Genomic DNA, 22,832 nt, shown 5'->3' on the forward strand with positions numbered 1-22,832 from the left:
GTAGGAGTGAAGTAGATGAGTAATAATGTAGCCTACAAAGCCAATGCGGAACCAAAACGTGTACATACAGAAGCGCCGCAACCACAACCGAAAAAACAAATTTTAAAACGTGGTAAAATAACGTTGGGTGAAAAACTAATCGCCTCCGTTTTTATTATCGTTATTGCGGTTTTTGCTTTTAAAATTATTCATGTACAAGCACAAATATATACGGTAAACCAAGGCATTCAAGAGAAACAGGCAGATGTAGATAAGCAAGTGAAAGCAAACGAAGATTTATCAGCAGAAGTGTCAGATCTTAGCCGTTATGAACGCGTTTGGCAAAAAGCGAAAGAACTTGGACTGAAACTTGATCCAGACAATGTGAAGGTAGTGGAAGGCAAATGAAAAAAAGAGTAGGAAACATGCGAAGAGGCGCCCTGGTTTTATTTATCATCTTTGGAGTTATTTTTCTGTCGGTTATCGGACGCTTCTTTTACATGCAAGTTGTTGGCGATGTCAACGGGGTTCCACTTGCTGCCAAGGCGGCGAAACAGCATTTACGAAGCAGTGTCTTAGAAGCAAATCGTGGCTCTATTTTAGATCAAAAGGGCGAAGTGATTGCAAAGGACACTGCTTCTTATACGTTAGCGGCGGTGCTTGATCCGAAGCAAAGTGAGGGAACCAAAGAACCGCACCATGTGGTGGAAAAAGAAGAGACGGCGAAACTTTTGGCGAAGTATTTACCTATGAAAGAAGCCGATATTCTGAAAAAACTGCAAAAGAAGGATGTCTTCCAAGTTGAATTTGGAAAAGCTGGCAAGAATTTGTCGGCGGAAGTGAAGGATAAGATTGAAGCGTCGAAATTACCTGGATTGGTGTTCACTAAGCAGGCGGAACGTTTTTATCCAAACGGCGTTTTTGCCTCGCATCTAGTCGGTTATGCGCAACAGGAGACGGGCGAAGATGGTGTTTCTAAGCTCATCGGTAAAATGGGGATTGAGAAAGCGTACAATTCTATTTTGACAGGTAAAAATGGATCGATTAATTATGACGCTGATAAATATGGCTACATTTTGCCGAATACGAAAAGCGCGGTGAAAGAAGCGAAAGATGGGCAAGATATTTATTTGACGCTAGATAAGAAAATCCAAACATTTTTAGAGGATACGATGAACACGGTGGATGCGAAATATAACCCGAAAAATATGATGGCGGTCGTTATGAACCCTAAAACAGGTGAAATTCTAGCGATGAGCCAGCGTGATACGTTCAATCCGACGACAAAAGAAGGCTTGACAGATCAATGGGCTAATCTGCCGGTGGAAACGACGTACGAACCTGGCTCGGTTATGAAAATATTTTCACTAGCCTCTGCCATCGATTTGGGCGTTTATAATCCTAACGCTTACTACCAATCGGGAACGTATAATGTCGGCAGTATTCCAATTCATGATCACAACGGTGGTGCTGGTTGGGGCTCTATAACATACCGTGAAGGCGTGGAACGTTCGAGTAACGTGGCGTTCGCGAAGTTGCTTGCTGGTATGGGACCAGATAAATTCAAAACGTATTTGCAAAACTTTGGCTTCGGTCAAAAAACTGGCATAGACCTTCCAAATGAAGCGTCAGGTAAAATTTTGTTTGATCAAAAAATTGAGCAAGTAACGACGGTGTTTGGGCAAGGGACAACGGTGACGATGATGCAAATGCTACAAGGCGCAACGGCTATTGCAAGTGATGGCACGATGAAACAACCGTATGTGGTTTCAAAAATTGTGGATCCGAATACAGGAAAAATAACGGAAACAAAAACAACGACGACCGGAAAGCCAATCAGCGAGGCAACTGCCAAACAAACGCGTGAAGAACTGCGGAACGTTATTACTGGTAAAGTTGGAACTGGGAAGGCGTATGCTATTGAAGGATATGATATCGCTGGTAAAACTGGGACATCACAGATTCCTAATCCGGATGGTAGTGGCTACATGACGGGCAATAATAACTATATTTTCTCATTCATGGGAATGGCGCCGGCAAAAGATCCTGAACTTGTAATGTACGTGACGATGCAGCAACCGCAACTCTCGGGAAGTACAACAGGTGGGAAAGCAGTCTCAGAAGTTTTTAACCCCGTGATGAAAAATAGTTTGCAGTACATGAATATTAAATCGGCAGATACAGCAAAACTTAAAACAATTACCGTACCGTCTGTGTTGGAAAAAACGCCCGATGCAGCGAAAAAAGCGATGGAAGCGAAAAAACTAGTTCCAGTCGTGATTGGTAACGGTAAGAAAATCGTACAACAATTGCCACAAGCTGATGAGAAGATTTTAGAAGGCCAGCGCGTAATTTTGATGACAGAAGGCGATATGACCATTCCTGATATGAAAGATTGGGCGAAGAACGATATGCTCAAAGTTTCTGAAATAACAGGTGTTCCTTTCCAAGTGAAGGGCGATGGCTATGTCTTGAAGCAAAATCTTTCAGCTGGTTCGGTCATCAATGATAAATCAACGGTAACAATCGAATTAACAACGCCAGATAAAATTCCGAACTTCAACAAAGCGCCAGTTGCAGATGACAATAAAGAAGATTCGACAGATACAAGCGTTGAGGAAGCTGCGGGTCTGAATGCATTGTTAAACTAAAAGTGGGCGGGAACAAAATATGTTTCCCGCTTTCATTTTATAAACAATAGTAATTATATTTACAAAGTACATATCGATGGGAATAATTTAGCAAATAGGCGGATCTAAACATTGTTAAAAGACTAGTATTCCAGCTCTATTTTTGCTAATATAGAGAGGAAGATTTGCCATCAATAGATGCTGATATGCGCCCGAATTAAAAAAAGAGCGGCTGCTATCATTTTTTGGCATGGTACGGGTAAGTAATGGAGGAAGGGAAGTTCACTATGGAATTAGAAAAACTGATACGCGCAATTCCTTATAGTCAGATCAAGCAGGCGGATGAGAATACGCTACATATAGAAGTACAGGCGGTAGAACAGGATAGCAGGCAAGTCAAGGCAGGCACACTATTTGTTTGTATCGATGGTGAAATCGTGGATGGCCACGCTTTTGCGAGTAAAGCACAGGAACAAGGCGCTGTTGCCATTGTCGCGGAACGTATGTTACCGGGGATCGCGATTCCCATTATTTTAGTCGAGGACGGTAAACGGGCGATGGCGATGCTTGCTGCGGCGTTTTACAATTATCCGACCTCCGAAATGAACTTGATCGGAATTACAGGCACCAACGGCAAAACAACGGTGAGCCATTTAGTCGAGTTTATCCTCTCTGATGCGCATGTGATGACGGGCTTAATTGGCACGATGTATCGCAAAATTGGCACAGAGATTTTAGAAACGAAAAATACAACGCCAGACAGTCTGACTTTGCAGAAAACATTCCGTCAAATGCGTGAAGAAGATGTAACGACGGCAATCATGGAAGTTTCATCGCATGCATTAGTGCAAGGTCGTGTCTATGGTTCGGATTATGATGTGGCGGTATTTACGAATTTATCCCAAGATCATCTAGATTATCATAAGACGATGGAGGAATACGCACATGCGAAGAGTCTACTGTTCGCCCAACTTGGCAATGGTTATCAAGGAACTCCGAAAACGGCGATTATTAACCGGGATGATGCGCATAGCCAAATGATGATCGACGCGACAGGTGTGAATTTGCTCACGTATGGTATTGATAATGAGGCAACTTTTAAAGCGAGCAATATTCAAATCAGCAGTAAAGGCACGAAGTTTGACTTGCATTTTCAAGGAGAGACATTTAGCGTCCAATTGAAATTGATTGGGAAATTTAACGTGTATAACGCGCTAGCTGCAATTGCTACGGTGTACGCTGCCAATACGAAACCACAGGCGATTCCAGATATTATTTCTTCACTTGAAAAAGTAGAGGGCGTTGCTGGCCGTTTTGAATTGGTGGATGCAGGGCAACAATTCCCAGTGATCGTGGATTATGCGCACACACCAGACGGTTTAGAAAACGTTCTGAAAACAGTATGCGAGTTTGCCAAGGGACGCATTTTTGTTATTGTCGGTTGTGGTGGAGATCGTGATAAAGGAAAACGCCCGCAAATGGCGCAGATTGCTGTGAAGTACGCGACGGATCCCATTTTCACATCGGATAACCCGCGAACGGAAGAACCAATGCAAATTATTGAAGATATGCTGGCAGGTGTCCCAGAAGCTGACTATACAGTGAGGGAACATCGCCAAGACGCGATTCAATACGCAGTGAAGCAAGCAAATCCAGATGATGTTATTTTAATTGCTGGAAAAGGACATGAAACATACCAAATTATCGGTGATGTTGTCCACGACTTTAATGACAGAGTTGAGGCACGAGCAGCTATTCTTGCTAAAATACTGTAATGTGACACTGAAACAATAAGAAACTTTAAATTGCACAGATGGATCGTTTGTGACAAATAGATTGGAGCGAAAAAGCGTGTCATTATATTGGATATTTACAACATTTGCGATGGCTTTCATTATTACCGTTATAGGGGTGCCATTATTTATCCCCTTCTTACAAAAATTAAAATTTGGCCAAAGTATTCGTGAGGAAGGCCCGCAAAGCCATCAGAAAAAATCAGGAACACCAACGATGGGGGGACTTATTTTCTTGCTCGCGATGATTATCAGTTTTGTCATCATGACACTTATTGGTGGCTGGTTTGGTAGCGAGGCACTACTCCTACTTATTCCACTAGTCTTGTTTGGAGCACTTGGCTTCCTTGACGATTACATTAAAGTCGTTAAAAAACAAAATTTAGGATTAAGATCCAAAGAGAAATTCATCGGACAAGTGATCATCTCCATTTTGTTCTATCTAATTTATCGTCTAAACGGCTTCCCAGAAACACTGACCGTACCGTTTACATCGATTGAAGTAAATCTCGGTTGGTTCTTCTTGATTTTCATTATTTTCTGGCTGGTTGGATTCTCCAATGCCGTCAACTTGACAGATGGCCTCGACGGTCTTGTTTCAGGGCTTTCCGTTATCGCTTTTGGTGCGTTTGGTATCATCGCGATTTTCCAAGATCAGGACGTTGTTGCGATGTTCTGTCTTGCAATCGTCGGCGCCATGCTAGGTTTCCTAATTTTCAACAAGAACCCAGCTAAAATTTTCATGGGAGATACCGGTTCGCTTGCGCTCGGTGGTGCTATTGCGGCAATCTCTATCATGCTACAGCAAGAATGGATGTTACTACTTATCGGTCTTGTTTTTGTTATTGAAACAGCTTCCGTGATTATTCAAGTCTTCTATTTCAAAGCCACAAATGGCAAACGATTATTTAAAATGAGTCCCATTCACCATCACTTTGAACATGCCGATATCGGTTGGTCAGAATGGCGAATTGTTTTCACTTTTTGGGGCGCTGGTCTCATTTGTGCGATCATTGCACTTGTCATAGTCCTATAAAAAGATAAAAAAGGGAATCGTAAAACTGGGGGAATTAAAATGAAAAACATTATTCAATATAAGCATCGTAAAGTACTTGTATTGGGATTGGCCAGAAGTGGCGTCAGTGCAGCATCATTGCTTCATAAGTTAGGCGCATTTGTCACGGTCAATGACCAAAAACCATTTAGTGAGAATCCAGAGGCGCAAGGATTACTGGAACAAGGTATTAAGGTCATCTGTGGATCGCATCCGGTGGAACTTTTGGATGAGGGTTTTGAGTTGGTCGTTAAAAACCCAGGAATCCCGTATGAAAACCCGATGATTCAAAAAGCGAAAGATCTCATGATTCCGATTATTACCGAAGTCGAGCTTGCTTATCAAATATCGGACGCGCCAATCATTGGTATCACAGGAACAAATGGTAAAACGACAACAACAACCATCGTGCACAACATGCTAAACGAGATGACACCGAATAAATCACTACTTGCAGGGAACATCGGCTTTCCAGGCTCGGAGGTCGCAGAAAAAGCAACGGCCGATCAATATATTGCGATGGAACTCTCATCGTTTCAGTTGATGGGAATTCGCACATTCTGCCCGAAAATCGCGGTGATTACGAATATCTATGAAGCACATATCGATTATCATAAAACACGGGAAGACTACGTGAAAGCAAAGTGGCGCATCCAAGAAAATCAAACGAAAAATGAATTTCTTGTCGTTAATTGGGATCAAGATGAATTGCGTAACATGACAAAACGCACCAAAGCGAAAGTCATCCCGTTTTCACCAACTCAAAAACTTGGGGAAGGTGCTTACGTGAAGGATGGAAATATCATGTTCTACGACGAAGTCATTGGCAGACGTGAAGATATTCTACTCCCAGGCGAGCATAATTTAGAAAATATCTTGGCCTCTATTGCTGTCGCTAAAATTTGCGAAGTTAGCAACGAACAAATTATGCACGTATTAGAAACGTTCAAGGGTGTGGAACATCGTACGCAGTTTGTGAAAGATTTGCATGGCCGCAAATTCTACAATGACTCGAAAGCAACGAATATTTTGGCAACGCAAAGCGCACTTAGCGGTTTTAATAAACCTGTTATCTTGCTCGCTGGTGGCCTTGATCGCGGTATCGAATTTGATGAATTAAAGCCATTTTTCAAGAACGTCAAGACATTGATCGTATTTGGCGAAACGGCGGATAAAGTAGGTCGTGTGGGGAAAGAAGCTGGCGTGGATGTGCATAAAGTACATGACGTTACCGCTGCTGTTCCTCTGGCTTATGAACATTCGGAACCAGGCGACATTATTTTATTATCTCCGGCGTGTGCAAGTTGGGATCAGTATCGTACTTTTGAAGTTCGTGGCCGTGCCTTTATGGATGCTATTGAAGAACTACCAGACGAGGTGGAAAAATGAAGTTTGTAATTAGCGGTGGTGGAACAGGCGGGCACGTATATCCCGCTCTTGCTCTTATCCGAGCCATCAAAAAAAGAAATCCCGAAGCTGAATTCTTATACATTGGAACTGAAAAAGGGATGGAATCAACCATCGTTAGGCGTGAAGGTATCCGTTTTGAAGCGATCGAAATAACTGGTTTTAAACGTTCTCTATCACTTGAAAACGTGAAGACGATTACGCGTTTCTTCAAAGGTGTGACGAAAAGTAAAGCGCTCATTCGAGAATTTGCTCCCGACGCAGTTATTGGAACAGGCGGATATGTATGCGGACCAGTCGTTTACGCGGCAGCTAAATTAAATATTCCCACACTGATCCATGAACAAAATAGTGTCGCAGGTTTAACAAATAAGTTTTTGAGCCGTTATGCTGATCGTGTTGCCATTTGTTTTGAAGAAGTAAGCGATTCGTTTGCCGCTGAAAAAGTAGTTTTCACAGGTAATCCGCGAGCATCCGAAGTGATTGGTATCGAGCCAGGTGATGTCCTAACGGAATACGGTCTTGAAAAAGATAAACCGACAGTCCTATTTTTCGGTGGAAGTCGTGGCGCTAGAGGAATAAACGAGGCAGTAGAAGCTAATTTGCCGAAGTTGAGTAAACGTCCTTACCAGGTGTTATATGTGACTGGGGAAGTTCATTACGAAAAAGTACAAGATAAACTCGCAGATATGGCATTAAACCCGAACATCAGCATTCAACCGTTCATTTATGATATGCCAAAAGTGCTTCACGCGACCACGCTTGTTGTATCAAGAGCCGGCGCAACATCACTCGCGGAACTCACAGCTTTGGGTGTCCCAAGTATCTTAATTCCGAGCCCATATGTGACAGCAAATCATCAAGAAAAAAACGCCGATTCGCTAGCTAAAAAAGATGCAGCCGTCGTGATTTTAGAGGCGAATTTAACAGCAGATCGATTGTTGGATGAAATCGACAGCATTATGAATAGCCCTGAAAAACTGGCCAAAATGCAGTATGAATCCCAACAATTAGGCGTGCCAGACGCAGCAGATAAATTAGTTGATGCGGTCTATGAAATAATGAAAAAGTAACAAATGAGGAGGGCAAAACATGGCGAATAAAAAAATCGTTTCCATAGAAAGTAGAATTCCAGAATTAAAAAAATACCGCAAAAAGAAACTTATTCGCCATATGTCGATCCTAATCAGTGTTTTTCTTGTACTTATCTTAATTACGCTTTACTTCTTGTCACCAATAAGTAAAGTTCAGCGCGTCTATGTGGACGGTAATCATCAAGTAGATGAGGAGACGATTCTGAAAGAAGGAGACTTAGCTCTAGGCACATTTGTATTTGGTTTCAATAAATCTAAAAGTGCCACTTCCTTAGAAGAAAATCCGTTGATCAAAAAAGCAACAATTCATTTAGAAGGCTTCAACACATTACGCGTGAATATTACTGAGAATCAAACAATTGGTTATCAAGAGAAAGACGGCCAATATTTCGATATTTTGGAGACGGGGAAACTTCTCACAACACAGCCAAAACAGTTTCCTATCGGGAATAATCCGCTTTTTAGTGGCTTTAAGAATGGTGCGGTTTTAAAAGATATGGTGTCACAGTTAAAACAATTACCAGAAGGTGTTTTGCTATCCATTTCGGAAGTTCATTTTGCACCAACAAAAAGTGATGATGAGCATATTCGTTTATACATGAATGATGGGAATGAAGTGTCAGCAACAATTGCCACATTCGCCGAAAAAATGGCACATTATCCTTCTATCGTTGCTCAGTTAAAAGAAGATCAAAAAGGTATTATTGATCTTGAAATTGGATCGTATTTCCGAACCTATTTAAAAGATAAAGAAGAACAAGCCGCATTGAATAAGAAAAAAGACAGCTAGATTACAAATATGACAAGTCGTTAAGCTTATATGAAAGCGGAAATAAGAATGCACGTTCCTCTTTTTGCGGAAAAATCAAAAAGTTATCGAAAAACACCCTTTGTGCTTTTATTACTAGGTTTCTTGGTGTAGACTGTAGATATGTGTTGCTTGCTTGAAAGCCTTCGTATATTCTGTTACTTAGGATATTATGTTTGTCGAAGAGGGGAATCTTGAATGACAAACGCCAAATATAAAAATAGATGTTTAAACAAAAATTAACTACTGAATTTTTTGCGAGTAGACACATATAGTTATAGAAATTATTTAATTGAAGGAGGTGCCGATAAATGGGAGAAAACGAAATTTACGTTAGCTTGGATATTGGGACATCATCTGTGAAAGTGATCATTGCTGAGATGGCAAATGACAGACTCAATATTATCGGTGTGGGTAACGTGGCGTCCCAAGGGGTAAAAAAAGGCGTCGTCATTGATATTGATAAAACAGTAGATTCAATAAAGAAAGCGATTGAGCAAGCTGAGCGTATGGTAGGCGTGCATATTTCACAAGTTATTGTTGGAATTGTCTCGAGTCAAGTACAGCTGGAATCTTGCCATGGAATCGTTGCAATTAACAGTGAAAATCGTGAAATTACAGATGAAGATGTTTGGAATGTGATGGATGCGGCACAAGTGGTCCCATTGTCACCTGAAAGAGAAATTATTAATGTCATTCCAGATCAGTACGTTGTGGATGGTTTGGACGGTGTCACAGATCCAAGAGGTATGATTGGTGTTCGCCTAGAAATGGAAGGAACGCTGATTACTGGTTCAAAAACGATCTTACATAATACGCTTCGCTGCGTAGAACGAGCTGGTCTGGAAATCACAGATATCGTACTCCAACCACTCGCAGAAGGATCGATTTCCTTATCAGAAGATGACAAAGAATTTGGGACGGCCCTCGTGAATATCGGTGCAGGTACAACCACAATTAGTGTCTTTGAACATGGAAAATTAACGTATACTACCGTCTTGCCAGTAGGCGGGGATCATGTGACGAAAGATTTATCACTTGGGTTAAACACATCGACGGCAAACGCTGAAAAAGTGAAATTAGAACAAGGTTACGCTTTTTATGATGATGCATCGGCTGACATTGCGTTTGGCATCGATGTTATCGGTAGCGACCAACAACAGCACTATACACAGTTGGAAGTAGCTGATATAGTGGAAGCTCGGATGGAAGAAATTTTCATGTTGACAATAGAAGAATTATCGCGTGTTGGGAAGGGTCATCTTCAAGGTGGTTACGTCTTAACAGGTGGTTCGATGGCGATTCCAGGTGCTATTGACCTTGCTGGAAAAGTATTTCAGGCGCATGTAAGATTGGCGATTCCAGATTATATCGGTGTTCGTGAACCTAGTTTTACGACTGCTGTTGGTCTTATAAAATATGCGTACCAAATGGCGGAAAAAGAAGGCAGAAGTGTTAGCGCTGAACCAACGGAAGCCCCGCAAAATGAAGAATCTAGTCCAAAACCAAAACAAAAAACGCCAAAAACCGAAGAAGAAAAAGTTTCGACTAAAATGAAGAATTTCTTTGGTGCGTTTTTCGATTAAAAAAGGTGTTTCGTTAAATAGGTGAAATTAGGAGGCAATAATATGTTAGATTTTGACACAAGTGCAGAGAGTTTAGCAACAATAAAAGTAATCGGTGTCGGTGGTGGCGGAAATAACGCTGTCAATCGCATGATCGAACATGGTGTCCAAGGCGTTGATTTTGTCGCAGTTAATACGGATGCACAGGCTTTGAATCTTTCAAGAGCGGAGGTTCATATGCAAATTGGCACGAAATTAACACGTGGCCTAGGCGCAGGTGCCGTTCCTGAAATCGGTAAAAAAGCGGCGGAAGAAAGTCGTGAAATGATTGAAGAAGCGTTAAAAGGCGCAGACATGGTTTTCGTAACGGCAGGTATGGGTGGCGGAACTGGAACTGGCGCGGCTCCTGTTATTGCAACGATCGCAAAAGAAATGGGTGCCCTAACAGTTGGTGTTGTGACACGTCCATTCGGCTTTGAAGGACCAAAACGTACGAAACAAGCAGCCATCGGAACAGAGGCAATGAAAGAAGCGGTTGATACATTAATTGTGATTCCAAACGATCGTTTACTTCAAATTGTTGATAAAAATACGCCGATGCTTGAGGCTTTCCGCGAAGCAGATAATGTTTTACGACAAGGTGTTCAGGGTATATCTGATTTAATTGCTGTTCCAGGTTTAATCAACTTAGATTTTGCTGATGTGAAGACAATTATGACGAACCGTGGTTCTGCTTTGATGGGAATTGGTATTGGAACTGGTGAAAATCGTGCCGCGGATGCAGCTAAAAAAGCGATCTCATCTCCATTGCTAGAAACATCGATTGATGGCGCTAAAGGTGTCTTGATGAACATTACTGGTGGATCTAATCTAAGTCTTTACGAAGTGCAAGAAGCTGCTGAAATCGTATCTTCTGCGTCCGATGAAGACGTGAATATGATATTTGGTTCCGTTATCAATGATGAATTACAAGAAGAACTCATCGTGACAGTTATCGCAACTGGATTTGATGAAGTAGCGCAAGCGAAACAAAAGCAACAATCGCAAAACCGTCCTAACCCAGGAATTCAAGTTAATCGTCCCGGTTATGCGGTCAAAGAAGAGCCACAAGGACAACAACAACCTGCAACCGAAGAAAAACAACAACATGTGGAAGAACCACGCCAAAACTTAGACGTCGATGTACCAGCGTTCATTCGGAACAGAAATCGTCGTAGTTAAAACCGAACAAAAGTATGAAAAAAATAGGTGATATGTGATGAGCTACAGTGAAAATTTGCAAGCGGTAGAAAATAAAATAACCAACGCAGTGGGGAAAAGTAACCGCCAAAGAAGTGACGTGCATCTGGTTGCTGTCACTAAAACGGTTGATGCTCCAGCAATGGAAAAACTATACGATCTCGGCATTCGTCATTTTGGTGAAAATAGAGCAGAAGTTTTTACTGAAAAAGTAGCTGCTTTTGCCGATAAAACCGATATCGTGTGGCATTTTATTGGATCGCTGCAGACACGCAAAGTACGCGCCATCCTACCATATATTAATTATTTACACTCATTGGATCGTAAATCACTTGCCGATGAGATTGAAAAACGTGCCACGGAGAAAGTTGCTTGTTTCTTGCAAGTAAATATCTCGGAGGAAGAAACAAAACATGGCTTTAACGCCGAAGAAGCAATTGCATTTGTGTCAACGCAAACCTATGAACATATTGAAATTGTTGGCTTGATGACAATGGCGCCCAACACAGATGATGCACAGGCTTTACATCACGTTTTTCAAGGATTAAAAGCATTGCAACTAGAAATAGAGAAACTTGGAATCGCCAATGTTCCGTGTCATGAAGTATCGATGGGAATGACGAATGATTTTGAGATCGCAGTTGAGGAAGGCGCAACGTTTATCAGAGTAGGAAGAGCTTTAGTAGAGGAAAACTAAATGTGGAGGTGTAAATCAGATGGGATTAAAAAATAAATTTAAATCTTACTTTTTCTTAGATGAGGAAGAGGGCGAAGATTATTATGAAGAACCGGTTGCAGCAACTAAGCCTCAGCCACTTCGCGAGGTTCCAGCTGAGAAATCGATGAAAAAAACAACAGGGAAAAACTACTTTACGAATCAAAGTGAAGCACCAGTGGACGAAAATAAAGTGGTAAGTATGAATGGCGCGCAATTTTCAAGCCAAATGGTTTTAGTAGAACCGCGCGTATATGCTGAGGCGCAAGAACTCTCGGATTACTTAAAGGAATATAAAACAGTTGTTGTTAATTTACAGCGCATCAGTCATGATCAAGCGATTCGCATTGTGGATTTTTTAAGCGGAACAGTGTATGCTTTAGGTGGAGATATTCAACGTATTGGCAACAATATTTTTCTCTGTACGCCAGAAAACGTCGAAGTAGATGGCGCTATTTCTGAAATGTTGGAAGAACAAGATTTTATGTAAATGAGGTGTAACAGATTTTATTAGCATATCAGATCGCACATTATGTTTTCTTAGTACTGGATTACTTCCCGTACGTCCTGTTTGTTTATATTCTATTGTCATGGTTTCCAGGTGCGTATGAAACCACATTTGGACGCTTTTTAGGGAAAATTTGTGAACCAGTTTTAGCACCATTCAGGAAAATCATCCCGCCAATTGGTGGAGTGCTTGACTTATCACCAATCATTGCCTTTTTCGCAATTCGGATGGCAACGTTCGGTTTACAGTATTTAGTGTATAACTATGTACTACCGTTTTTTTTCTAAGAATGAATACTAAGTGAAGGCGATCTGGCGAAAGCGGGTCGAGCTTCATTTGGTATTTTTTGATTATTTAGGAGTGTCAAAAATGCGGTAGGCGTGCTATAATGAGGATTATGAAGGCACGATAAAATCACAAGGAAGCTTTTTTCTAGGAAAGCGACTTTGTCATTCAAGGGAGAAAAGGGACATGGAAGGAATTTACCAACATTTTAGGGCGGAAGAGCATGCTTTTATCGATGGCGCATTAGAGTGGATTGTGCAAGTGGAGGATCAGTATACGCCGAGGCTAACTGACTTTTTAGACCCGAGACAACGCTTGATTTTGGAGTCTGTCGTTGGGGGTTACGAGAACATTGAGGTGAAGTTCTGGGGTGGTGTGAATCAAGCGGAGCGAAGACGCGCACTTATTTATCCAGATTACTATGAACCATCGGAAGCTGATTTCCAGATTACATTATTTGATATCCGCTATCCTGTGAAATTTACGACATTAACCCACCAAAAAATTCTTGGAACGGTGATGTCACTAGGCATGAAGCGCGATATATTCGGCGATATTTTAACGGAAAAGGAAGAGTGGCAATTTTTCGTGATGGCTGAAATGAAAGACTACGTAAGTTTGCAACTTGATAAAATAGGGAAAGTAAATATTATGCTGGAAGAAATAGCGCTTGATCAAGCGTTACCAGTGCACACGGATTGGCAATATGAGGGCACGACGATATCAAGTCTACGCTTAGATCTTGTGGTTGCAACGGCTCATAATATTTCTCGTCAAAAAGCGAAACAATTAGTGCAAGGTAAGTTGGTGAAGGTCAATTGGAAAACCGTTGAGAATCCCGATTTTGAATGTGAGGAAAATGATATTATTTCCGCACGAGGTTACGGTCGCGTGAAACTTGGCGAAATCAATGGGCACACGAAGAAGGATAAAATTCGCATTGAGATTGGCTACTTACGCTAATTTTGCTTTTTCTAGAGGATAATACTTGCGAGAAAGTCGGAATTTTATTATAGTTATAAACAGGTATATGTGGGAATCAATTTTTATGGTATAATAAAGGGGCTGGCCTAGTTTTGATAGGCTTTGACCATATGGAGGTGTTGAGCATGCCATTATCACCGCTGGATATACATAACAAAGAGTTTAGCCGTGGTTTTAGAGGTTATGAAGAGGACGAGGTGAACGAATTCCTCGACCAAATTATTAAGGATTATGAACAACTGATTAAAGAAAAGAAACGCTTAGAGGAAACTCTATCTTCAAGAGATGACCGTTTAGGGCACTTCACAAACATTGAAGAAACGCTTAATAAATCATTGATTGTAGCACAAGAAGCTGCGAACCAAGTGATTGATAATGCGGATAAAGAAGCGAAGTTAATCGTACGTGAAGCAGAAAAAGATGCAGATCGGATATTGAGTGATTCGTTATCGAAAGCTCGCAAAATCGCGATTGAGATTGAAGATTTGAAACGCCAATCGAAAGTGTTCCGCGAACGTCTGCGCTTACTAGTAGAAACACAAATGGACCTGATTAAGAGTGATGATTGGAAGCAATTGATGGAATATGAAGTCGATGCAACCGAACTGAAATCCGCAGGCCCAATCGAAATAGAAGAAAATAGTGACAAGCAATAATAGAGACAAGTACTCTTTCCCGAACAAATTCTAATCCAAGCGAGCTGGCAAGCGGTGTGAGGTCAGCATTAGAATGGAAAGTTAGGAAATCACTCTGGAGCTCTTTTTTCGAACGAGACATTGATCTTTAGTAGCAAAAAGCGTATATCGGCGTTAACGATATAACGAAGTGGGCAAAGATTTAAGATCGATGTCAACGAGGGTGGTACCGCGATTAATGAACTCGTCCCTTTTTTAGGGGAGGGGTTTTTTGTCGTTTAAAAATTGAAAAGCGGAAACGGGCTCGTTCAGCTCCGAAAAAAACTGGAAGGGCCGCAGTGAAAATCCGAACTTGATTTTTATGGAGGGCATGAAGTTTTCGAGGAGCTAGCCCGTGAAGCTAGATCACCAGAAAAGCGGAACGGGCTCGTTCAGCTCCGAAAAGAACTGGAAGGGCCGCAGTGAAAATCCGAACTTGATTTTTATGGAGGGCATGAAGTTTTCGAGGAGCTAGCCCGTGAAGCTAGATCCGAAGGCGCCAAAGCAATAACAAACGCACAAACCTGAGATTACAGCTTACCTAAACGCCTCAACCTCAACAAATAACAAGGAGCCAATTCCAAACCTTCTGAAACCCCACTGCAGACTACAAACGCACCAAATACACATCAAGTCTCTAAACCAAAACACTAAGCACCAAACAAATAATTCAACCAACAAAGGAGAATGGACTAATGGAATACAAAGAAACGTTATTAATGCCAAAAACAGAGTTCCCGATGCGAGGAAATTTACCGAACAAAGAACCAGAATGGCAAGCAAAATGGGAAGAGATGGACCTATACGATCAAATTCAACAAAAGAATGCAGATAAACCAACATTTATTTTGCATGATGGACCGCCGTATGCGAATGGTGAGCTACATATGGGCCATGCGATGAATAAAGTTATCAAAGACATGATTGTGCGTCAAAAATCGATGAGTGGTTTCCGTTCGCCATATGTTCCTGGTTGGGATACGCATGGTTTACCGATTGAACAAGCACTAGCAAACAAAGGCGTGAAGCGTAAAGAAATGTCTGTAGCAGAATTCCGTAAACTATGTGCGGAATATGCCTATAAACAAGTGGATATTCAACGCACTGGTTTCAAACGCTTAGGTGTAACAGGCGAGTGGGCTAACCCTTACATCACATTGCAGCCTGAGTATGAAGCGGAACAAATCAAAGTTTTTGGTGCGATGGCTAAAAAAGGCTACATCTATAAAGGTAAAAAACCAGTTTATTGGTCTCCGTCAAGTGAATCTGCTTTGGCCGAAGCTGAAATTGAATATCAAGATAAGAAATCTGCCTCGATTTTTGTGGCTTTTAAAGTTACAGATGGCAAAGGTGTGCTAGATGAGGGCACGAACATCGTTATTTGGACAACGACCCCATGGACGATTCCAGCCAACATGGGAATCACTGTGAACCCCGATCTAGAATACGTGCTTGTAGCTGTTAACGGCGAGAAATATGTTGTAGCAGAAGCACTATTTGCAGGACTTCGTGAGAAATTAGAGTGGGAGAACGCAGAAGTTATTAAAACGGTTCGTGGTTCCGAGCTTGATCGCGTGGTAACGAAACATCCATTTTACGATCGCGATTCACTTGTTATGAACGGCGAGCATGCAACAGCAGAAGCTGGTACTGGAGCGGTTCATACAGCGCCAGGACACGGGGAAGACGATTATTTGATCGGTAAAAAATATGACTTAGAAATTCTCGCTCCACTCGATGATCGCGGCGTTTTCACAGAGGAAGCACCTGGTTTTGAAGGTGTTTTCTATGATACGGCGAACAAAATGGTCACTGAAAAATTAGAAGAAGTCGGCGCATTATTAAAAATGGAATTCATCACGCATTCATATCCACATGACTGGCGTACGAAGAAGCCTGTTATTTTCCGCGCGACAGCACAATGGTTTGCGTCTATTGATAAATTCCGTCAAGACCTTCTGGATGCGATCCAAGGTGTAACTTGGACGCCATCATGGGGCGAAACACGTTTATTCAACATGGTTCGCGATCGTGGCGACTGGGTTATCTCTCGCCAACGCGTATGGGGCGTTCCACTTCCGATTTTTTATGCGGAAAATGGTGAGCCAATTATCACGGATGAAACGATTGAGCATGTTTCGGATTTATTCCGCGAGCACGGATCGGATATCTGGTTTGAGCGTGAAGCAAAAGACTTACTACCAGCAGGATTTACGCATGAAGATAGTCCAAATGGCGAATTCACGAAAGAAAATGATATTATGGATGTTTGGTTCGATTCTGGATCGAGTCACCAAGCTGTTCTTGCTGCCCGTCCTTACTTGGATCGTCCGGCAGATCTTTACATGGAAGGTTCTGACCAATATCGCGGTTGGTTTAACTCATCGCTAACGACAAGTGTTGCAACGAACGGTGAGGCACCATATCGTAATGTTTTAAGTCACGGTATGGCGCTCGACGGTAACGGTCGCAAAATGAGTAAATCACTTGGTAACACAATGCTTCCAGGTAAAGTAATCAACCAACTAGGCGCTGATATCGTTCGCTTGTGGGTTGCCTCTGTGGATTATCAAGCCGACGTTCGTATCAGTGATGATATTTTAAAACAAGTGTCAGAAGTATATCGTAAAATTCGTAACACGATGCGTTTCTTACTTGGAAATATTGCTGATTTTACACCAGCTGAGAACGGTATTGCTTATGAAGATTTGCGTGAAGTAGATCAATATTTGCTTATACAATTAGATGAGCTCGTTAAAAATGTTCGCACGAGCTACGATAAATATGAATTTTCAACGATTTATCACCAAATCAATAATTTCTGTACAGTAGAACTTAGCCAATTTTATATGGATTTCGCAAAAGATGTTGTTTATATTGAGGCGGCAGATAGCAAAGACCGTCGCGCGATGCAAACTGTCTTTTATGAAGCTGTCGTGACATTGACGAAACTATTAGCACCAATTTTACCGCATACAGCCGACGAAGTATGGTCGCATCTTGGAAATCCAGAAGCGTCGAGCATTCATTTGACAGAGATGCCAGAAGTGAAAAATTATCCTGCAACAGAAGCGATTACGGAGAAATGGGATAAATTCATGCAAATCCGTGATGTCGTTCAAAAAGCGCTAGAAGAAGCCCGTACGGAGAAAATCATCGGTAAATCGATGCTTGCAAAAGTAACGCTATATGTGGATGCAGAAGCAAAACAATTATTTGACTCACTAGAAGGTGACTTTGCACAACTACTGATCGTATCAGATTTCGAATTAGTAGAAGGCTTAGACGCTGCACCTGAAAACGCAGTAAAAGAGAACCACGTTGCCGTAGCAATCACTGTAGCAGAAGGTGAAACATGCGAACGTTGCCGCGTTGTGAAGAAAGACGTAGGCGAGAACCACGATCACCCAACATTGTGCAAACGTTGCGCGGATATTGTGGTAGAAAACTACGCATGAAAAGCTGAAACGGCTCGCTAAGCTCCGACAAAAACTGGAGCGGCCTCCATAAAAAGCCGCTCTTGCTTTTTATGGAGGGCGCGACGACACGGATGACACAATACAAGGAATAATGCCTGAGGTCCTTTGGTAGCTAACAGAGCTTAAAAAGGACCTTAAGTTAATAGAAATGGAGGGATCTTGATGGCGCATATTAATTTCATTAAAGTACACGGCTCGCAAAATGATTTCTTTCTTATTGATGAAACTAAAAATAGTCTTTCTAAATGGAAAGATGCGGACCGAGCGGAATTAGCTGTTCGTATTTGCAATCGTGATGAAATGCTTGGTGGAGCGGATGGAATTCTATTTGTCTCTGAAAGCTCAAATAAGGCCTCTATCGGCCGTATGCGCGTTTTTAATTCAGATGGCTCTGAAGCATCGATGTGCGGAAATGGCTTGCGTACAGTCGCTCGTTACTTGCTAGAACGCGAGGGTCTAAAGGAAGCAACCGTTGAAACGATGAAAGCGACACTTCATGTTTCTAAAGCCGAAGAAATAGGTGCTGGAATTCCAACCTATCAAGTAGAAATCTCACCAGTTCTATTCGATCCAGCAACATTGCCGTTAAATTGGCCTGAATCCAAGCTGTTTAACGAACAAGTAGCTGCCTTCGATCCAGAATTACGTTTTTCTGCTGTTGCGGTTCCTAATCCACATCTCATAACATTTGTCGATCAAGTAACGCTTGATTCAGATAAGCAAGCAAAACTTTCCACGTACTTAAATGGAGATAATCCTTATTTTACAGACGGTGTCAATGTTAGCTTTGTAAAAGAGCTGGCCGAAGATACGATTTATGTTCGCACTTTTGAACGTGGTGTGGGCTTTACAAATGCTTGTGGCACAGCGATGTCAGCCTCAAGTCTGATGAAAAAATTGCTTCATGATGATAAGCTGGAAACGCCTGTTCATGTTTATAATAACGGTGGTCGGGTAAAAGTGACTGCAGCGAAAGATAAAGATGGCGCGCTTCATTTGCAACTTATTGGTAACGCAACGTTCGTCTATTATGGCACACTTGCTATAACCGCTGATTCCATAAACTTATTGGAACAAAAACATACCGATGAACAAGCGAATTATCAAGCGATGGTTGCAGAAGTACAAGATTATCTACAAAAAAACAAGTAAAGTTAGGAGCAAACGAATGAATACAAACAAAAAGAAAGCTCTCCCGTTATTCGTAATTGGTGGTTTTTCCTTATTAATTTTTGTGATTGTGGCCCTTGCGGTGAATTCAGAACCTAGATGGGTAGCAAAGTTCGATTTAAACTGGATCAGTCGTATTCAAACGAACATTTCCATATCAAAAACGAACCTAATAGAGAACTTAACGATGATTGGAAGCGCAGAAACAGCTATTATTTTAACACTTATTGTCGTTGTTATTCTCTTTTTTCTGCGTAAGTTTGTGGTTGGACTATGGTTTGGTGGTACAGTTCTTGTCTGTGCGGTTCTACTAAATACGGTCTTAAAAGACATTTTTGCTCGTCCACGTCCGAATTTTGATCGCTTAATAGCGGAAACTGGTTTTAGTTTCCCAAGTGGACACGCGACAGGTAGCACCGTTTTTTACGGCTTATCGGCAATGTTTCTTATTTTCACAGTGAAGCAAATGTGGGCTAAGATCGTGATCGGTGTTGTTGCTTTAGGATGGATTTTCTTCATTATGTATTCTCGTGTATATTTAGGTGTGCATTATCCAACCGACGTATTCGGAGGATTCCTATTCGGAGTTGCTTCCATTTTCATCTCACTCGGCGTCTATTTCCTTGTACGCGAACCACTGCATAATTTATTAGTGAAATGGCGGATTAAGGATCGTAGTATTATAAAATAAAATAAGAAACCGTGAGTATGCTTTGTCATAAAGCAGATTCGCGGTTTTTTGTTTGAGAAAAATGGTAAACATCAAGTTGTCGCAATAATGGCGCACTTAGGGAAATATTACTTGCTTTTTTGGAATGAAAGCGTTAAAATAGTGGTATCGATAAATATGATATTTCTTTTTACAGTAGTTGTTGGGACACTGTGTATTCACTTGGTAGCGGCTTATTCACGTTTTATAAAGGGTATTGATCCCAAGGTTTGAGTACCTTTTATAATATGTGAATTTTCTATGAAAACAAAGGTGAGCTTGTTGTTTAGCAGTTTCCCAGTAAGTTTTTTATGTGTAAAAGGAACATATTAAGAAAATTTTTGGAGGTTTTTGACACATGCAAGAAGGTACAGTAAAATGGTTCAATGGCGAAAAAGGTTTTGGTTTTATCGAAGTTGAAGGCGGCGACGATGTATTCGTACACTTCAGCGCAATCGAAGGAGACGGTTTTAAAACACTTGACGAGGGTCAAAAAGTAGAGTTTGAAATCGTAGAAGGACAACGTGGACCTCAAGCTGATAAAGTAACAAAACTTTAATCATTGCGAGAGAACATGACTAATGATTGAGCACGTACCGTTTTTTAGGTAGTGCTCAATCTTTTTTATTTTCAATGGAATCAATTTGATCGGTTATTTCGGGATTGTTAAGGTCGCTATTTAGGAATTCCGTTGTGTGCGGCAGCTCTAACTCAAACTCTGTCTGGTGCGCGATTTCAACAACACCCTCGAGTAGTGTATAGTCAAATACATGCCCGCCAACTTGTTTTAGATCATCCATAAAGTGAAGGTGGTAACCAGGAACAACAAGACCTTGAATATAGCTAGGGGACCAAAAACCGACAATCGTGCCTGTCCGATATTCTAAATCAAAGGTAGGCTGTGTTTTAACCGCCTCAATTAAGAGCGGATAGGGACGCGTTTGTTTTCTAACAACACGAGTGTGCACGATACGGAAGTTACCAGTTATCCTGATGGCATAAAAAAGGTTAGGACTCTGCATATAGGATTCCATTTGCGCTTCTAATTTTGCTTTTGCAGTCAGTTTTGTGACATCAAAGGAATGATCGGCTGAGAAAAAAGTGATAGAAGCGAAGGGTGTTGTATCTTTAGGTTTCAAATGATACACCTTGCCGTCTTCTTTGATTTGGTAGGCTGATCCATCTAGAATAATAAGCTCTCCATCGAGATTATTTAATGTGCCAATTCCGAAATCACCATGTGTCAGTAGTTCCTTGAAGGAAGTGGAGCCTTGATATAGGCCAGCCACGAGTGCTGCCATGGTGGAATGTTGGAAAAGCCGATTTTTTCTTTCTTCATGCACTTAGAATCACCTCCATAAATTTTAAGTTTATATGCCATTATACACCAAGGATCGGATATTCCTAACAAAAAAGACCCCACAATGAACTGTAGGACCTTTCAATTGATATTAAACGAGTAGGGTATAAAGCATTTGATTGTCGTTGATCGGCATGAAACTTGGGTCAAAAACAGCGATGCGCTCTAATAATTTTTCGTAGTCGTTCGGGTCTTGTAAAAGAACACCGATGATGACTGGACCTTGATTACGATTTACTTTTTTTGTATATTCGAATTTTGTAATGTCATCATATGGACCGAGAACATCGTTTACGAACTCGCGAAGGGCACCTGGACGTTGTGGAAAGTTGACAATAAAATAATGTTTTAAGCCTTCAAAAACAAGCGAACGCTCTTCAATTTCTTGCATACGATTGATATCATTGTTACCACCACTTACGATGCAAACCACGTTTTTTCCTTTGATCTGTGCTCGGAAATGATTCAGCGCGGCTACGGATAGGGCACCAGCGGGTTCGGCAACGATAGCTTGTTTTGTATACATATCTAGAATCGTAGAACACACTTCGCCTTCTTCTACTTCCATCACTTCATCTACCAGTTTTTCGCAATGTTTATACGTTAGTTGCCCAACTTGTTTCACCGCAGCACCATCGACAAATTTATCGATCTTAGGTAGGCTAACAACTTTTCCAGCTAAAAGTGATTTGGCCATGGACGGCGCACCGCTTGGCTCAACGCCAATAATGGTTGTGGCGGGGCTGACTGCTTTCACGTAAGAGCCAACACCTGATACAAGTCCACCGCCGCCAATTGCTGCAAAAATAAAGTCACATTTCTCGTCTCCTAAATCATTCAACATTTCAACTGCGACAGTACCTTGACCTGCGATGATATCTGCATCGTCAAATGGTGCGATAAACGTTTTACTATTTTCAGCGCTAAATTTCTTAGCAGAATAAGCGGCAGCATCAAATGTGTCTCCAGTTAAGCGGACTTCCACAAACTCACCGCCGAAGAATTTTACTTGCGATACTTTTTGTTGCGGCGTTGTCGTTGGCATGAAGATTGTAGCTGGTACGCCGAGCTTCTGGCATGTAAAAGCGACACCTTGTGCATGATTTCCAGCGCTCGCACATGTGACGCCGTTTTTCAGTTGTTCTTCGGTCAGTTGAGCGATGGCGTAATAGGCACCGCGTAGTTTGAACGAACGAACCCACTGTAAATCTTCGCGTTTTAAGTAGACGTTGCAGTCATATTTTTGTGATAAGTAGTAGTCTTTTTCAAGTGGCGTGTGCTTGACGATAGATTTTAATGTATCATACGCGTCGAGCACGTCTTGTTTGCTAACTAAAGCATCGACATCAACCATTTCCATAACATCCTCACATCCTCAT

General features: G+C 41.5%; 20 protein-coding genes and 1 other annotated feature. Of the genes, 18 read left to right on the forward strand and 2 right to left on the reverse strand.

Annotated elements, in window-relative coordinates; translation table 11 throughout:
* Positions 1 to 15 precede the first annotated feature (15 nt).
* From ftsL to cspD, 18 genes are all read left to right on the forward strand, one after another.
* Complete coding sequence (gene ftsL / locus UE46_RS06490; protein ID WP_036062530.1) at positions 16 to 387, forward strand: cell division protein FtsL; 372 nt, start codon at positions 16 to 18, stop codon at positions 385 to 387.
* The gene (locus UE46_RS06495) at positions 384 to 2,630 is read left to right on the forward strand and encodes a penicillin-binding protein (RefSeq protein WP_118907484.1); all 2,247 of its coding nucleotides are present in this window, start codon (positions 384 to 386) and stop codon (positions 2,628 to 2,630) included. Before ftsL ends, UE46_RS06495 begins: the two co-directional genes overlap by 4 nt.
* 266 nt (positions 2,631 to 2,896) lie before the next feature.
* A complete protein-coding gene (locus tag UE46_RS06500; protein ID WP_036062527.1) occupies positions 2,897 to 4,384 on the forward strand; it encodes a UDP-N-acetylmuramoyl-L-alanyl-D-glutamate--2,6-diaminopimelate ligase in 1,488 nt (495 codons plus the stop codon).
* Between the two features lie 76 nt (positions 4,385 to 4,460).
* Positions 4,461 to 5,438 carry a phospho-N-acetylmuramoyl-pentapeptide-transferase gene (gene mraY, locus UE46_RS06505; protein ID WP_036062524.1) on the forward strand — a complete coding sequence of 326 codons (978 nt, stop codon included), beginning with the start codon at positions 4,461 to 4,463 and terminating at the stop codon, positions 5,436 to 5,438.
* A 39-nt stretch (positions 5,439 to 5,477) separates the two neighbouring features.
* Positions 5,478 to 6,845, forward strand: a complete 1,368-nt coding sequence (murD, locus tag UE46_RS06510) for a UDP-N-acetylmuramoyl-L-alanine--D-glutamate ligase (protein ID WP_036062522.1) — start codon at positions 5,478 to 5,480, stop codon at positions 6,843 to 6,845.
* Positions 6,842 to 7,936 carry an undecaprenyldiphospho-muramoylpentapeptide beta-N-acetylglucosaminyltransferase gene (murG, locus tag UE46_RS06515; RefSeq protein WP_118907485.1) on the forward strand — a complete coding sequence of 365 codons (1,095 nt, stop codon included), beginning with the start codon at positions 6,842 to 6,844 and terminating at the stop codon, positions 7,934 to 7,936. Before murD ends, murG begins: the two co-directional genes overlap by 4 nt.
* A 19-nt stretch (positions 7,937 to 7,955) precedes the next feature.
* The gene (locus UE46_RS06520; RefSeq protein ID WP_118907486.1) at positions 7,956 to 8,747 is read left to right on the forward strand and encodes a cell division protein FtsQ/DivIB; all 792 of its coding nucleotides are present in this window, start codon (positions 7,956 to 7,958) and stop codon (positions 8,745 to 8,747) included.
* Between the two features lie 329 nt (positions 8,748 to 9,076).
* A complete protein-coding gene (gene ftsA, locus UE46_RS06525) occupies positions 9,077 to 10,351 on the forward strand; it encodes a cell division protein FtsA (protein WP_036062520.1) in 1,275 nt (424 codons plus the stop codon).
* 42 nt (positions 10,352 to 10,393) lie between these two features.
* Entirely contained in the window at positions 10,394 to 11,551 is a 1,158-nt protein-coding gene (ftsZ, locus tag UE46_RS06530; protein WP_036062518.1) for a cell division protein FtsZ, read from the forward strand.
* 37 nt (positions 11,552 to 11,588) lie between these two features.
* Positions 11,589 to 12,266 (forward strand): YggS family pyridoxal phosphate-dependent enzyme, encoded by a 678-nt coding sequence (locus tag UE46_RS06535; RefSeq protein ID WP_036062516.1) that lies wholly within the window; start codon positions 11,589 to 11,591, stop codon positions 12,264 to 12,266.
* Positions 12,267 to 12,285: 19 nt separating this feature from the next.
* A complete protein-coding gene (locus UE46_RS06540; RefSeq protein ID WP_036062513.1) occupies positions 12,286 to 12,774 on the forward strand; it encodes a cell division protein SepF in 489 nt (162 codons plus the stop codon).
* Positions 12,775 to 12,830: 56 nt separating this feature from the next.
* Positions 12,831 to 13,079 (forward strand): YggT family protein, encoded by a 249-nt coding sequence (locus UE46_RS06545; RefSeq protein WP_221638542.1) that lies wholly within the window; start codon positions 12,831 to 12,833, stop codon positions 13,077 to 13,079.
* Positions 13,080 to 13,263: 184 nt separating this feature from the next.
* A complete protein-coding gene (locus UE46_RS06550) occupies positions 13,264 to 14,040 on the forward strand; it encodes a YlmH family RNA-binding protein (protein WP_036062509.1) in 777 nt (258 codons plus the stop codon).
* Positions 14,041 to 14,186: 146 nt separating this feature from the next.
* Entirely contained in the window at positions 14,187 to 14,717 is a 531-nt protein-coding gene (locus UE46_RS06555) for a DivIVA domain-containing protein (RefSeq protein WP_118907487.1), read from the forward strand.
* Positions 14,705 to 14,951: a binding site (T-box leader), on the forward strand. It overlaps the preceding gene by 13 nt.
* Before the next feature lie 479 nt (positions 14,952 to 15,430).
* A complete protein-coding gene (gene ileS, locus UE46_RS06560) occupies positions 15,431 to 18,193 on the forward strand; it encodes an isoleucine--tRNA ligase (protein ID WP_036062507.1) in 2,763 nt (920 codons plus the stop codon).
* Between the two features lie 183 nt (positions 18,194 to 18,376).
* A complete protein-coding gene (dapF, locus tag UE46_RS06565) occupies positions 18,377 to 19,366 on the forward strand; it encodes a diaminopimelate epimerase (protein ID WP_118907488.1) in 990 nt (329 codons plus the stop codon).
* A gap of 16 nt (positions 19,367 to 19,382) precedes the next feature.
* Complete coding sequence (locus UE46_RS06570; protein ID WP_036062502.1) at positions 19,383 to 20,075, forward strand: phosphatase PAP2 family protein; 693 nt, start codon at positions 19,383 to 19,385, stop codon at positions 20,073 to 20,075.
* 376 nt (positions 20,076 to 20,451) lie between these two features.
* The gene (gene cspD / locus UE46_RS06575) at positions 20,452 to 20,652 is read left to right on the forward strand and encodes a cold-shock protein CspD (protein WP_036062500.1); all 201 of its coding nucleotides are present in this window, start codon (positions 20,452 to 20,454) and stop codon (positions 20,650 to 20,652) included.
* A gap of 55 nt (positions 20,653 to 20,707) precedes the next feature.
* Here the strand turns inward: cspD and budA are convergent, their stop codons facing one another.
* A complete protein-coding gene (gene budA, locus UE46_RS06580) occupies positions 20,708 to 21,436 on the reverse strand; it encodes an acetolactate decarboxylase (protein ID WP_036062498.1) in 729 nt (242 codons plus the stop codon).
* 108 nt (positions 21,437 to 21,544) lie between these two features.
* On the reverse strand, positions 21,545 to 22,813 hold the full coding sequence (gene ilvA, locus UE46_RS06585) for a threonine ammonia-lyase (protein ID WP_036062496.1): 1,269 nt from the start codon (positions 22,811 to 22,813) through the stop codon (positions 21,545 to 21,547).
* Positions 22,814 to 22,832: the final 19 nt, after the last annotated feature.

The sequence above is a fragment of the Listeria weihenstephanensis genome (assembly GCF_003534205.1).
In the GTDB taxonomy this organism is placed as follows: domain Bacteria; phylum Bacillota; class Bacilli; order Lactobacillales; family Listeriaceae; genus Listeria_A; species Listeria_A weihenstephanensis.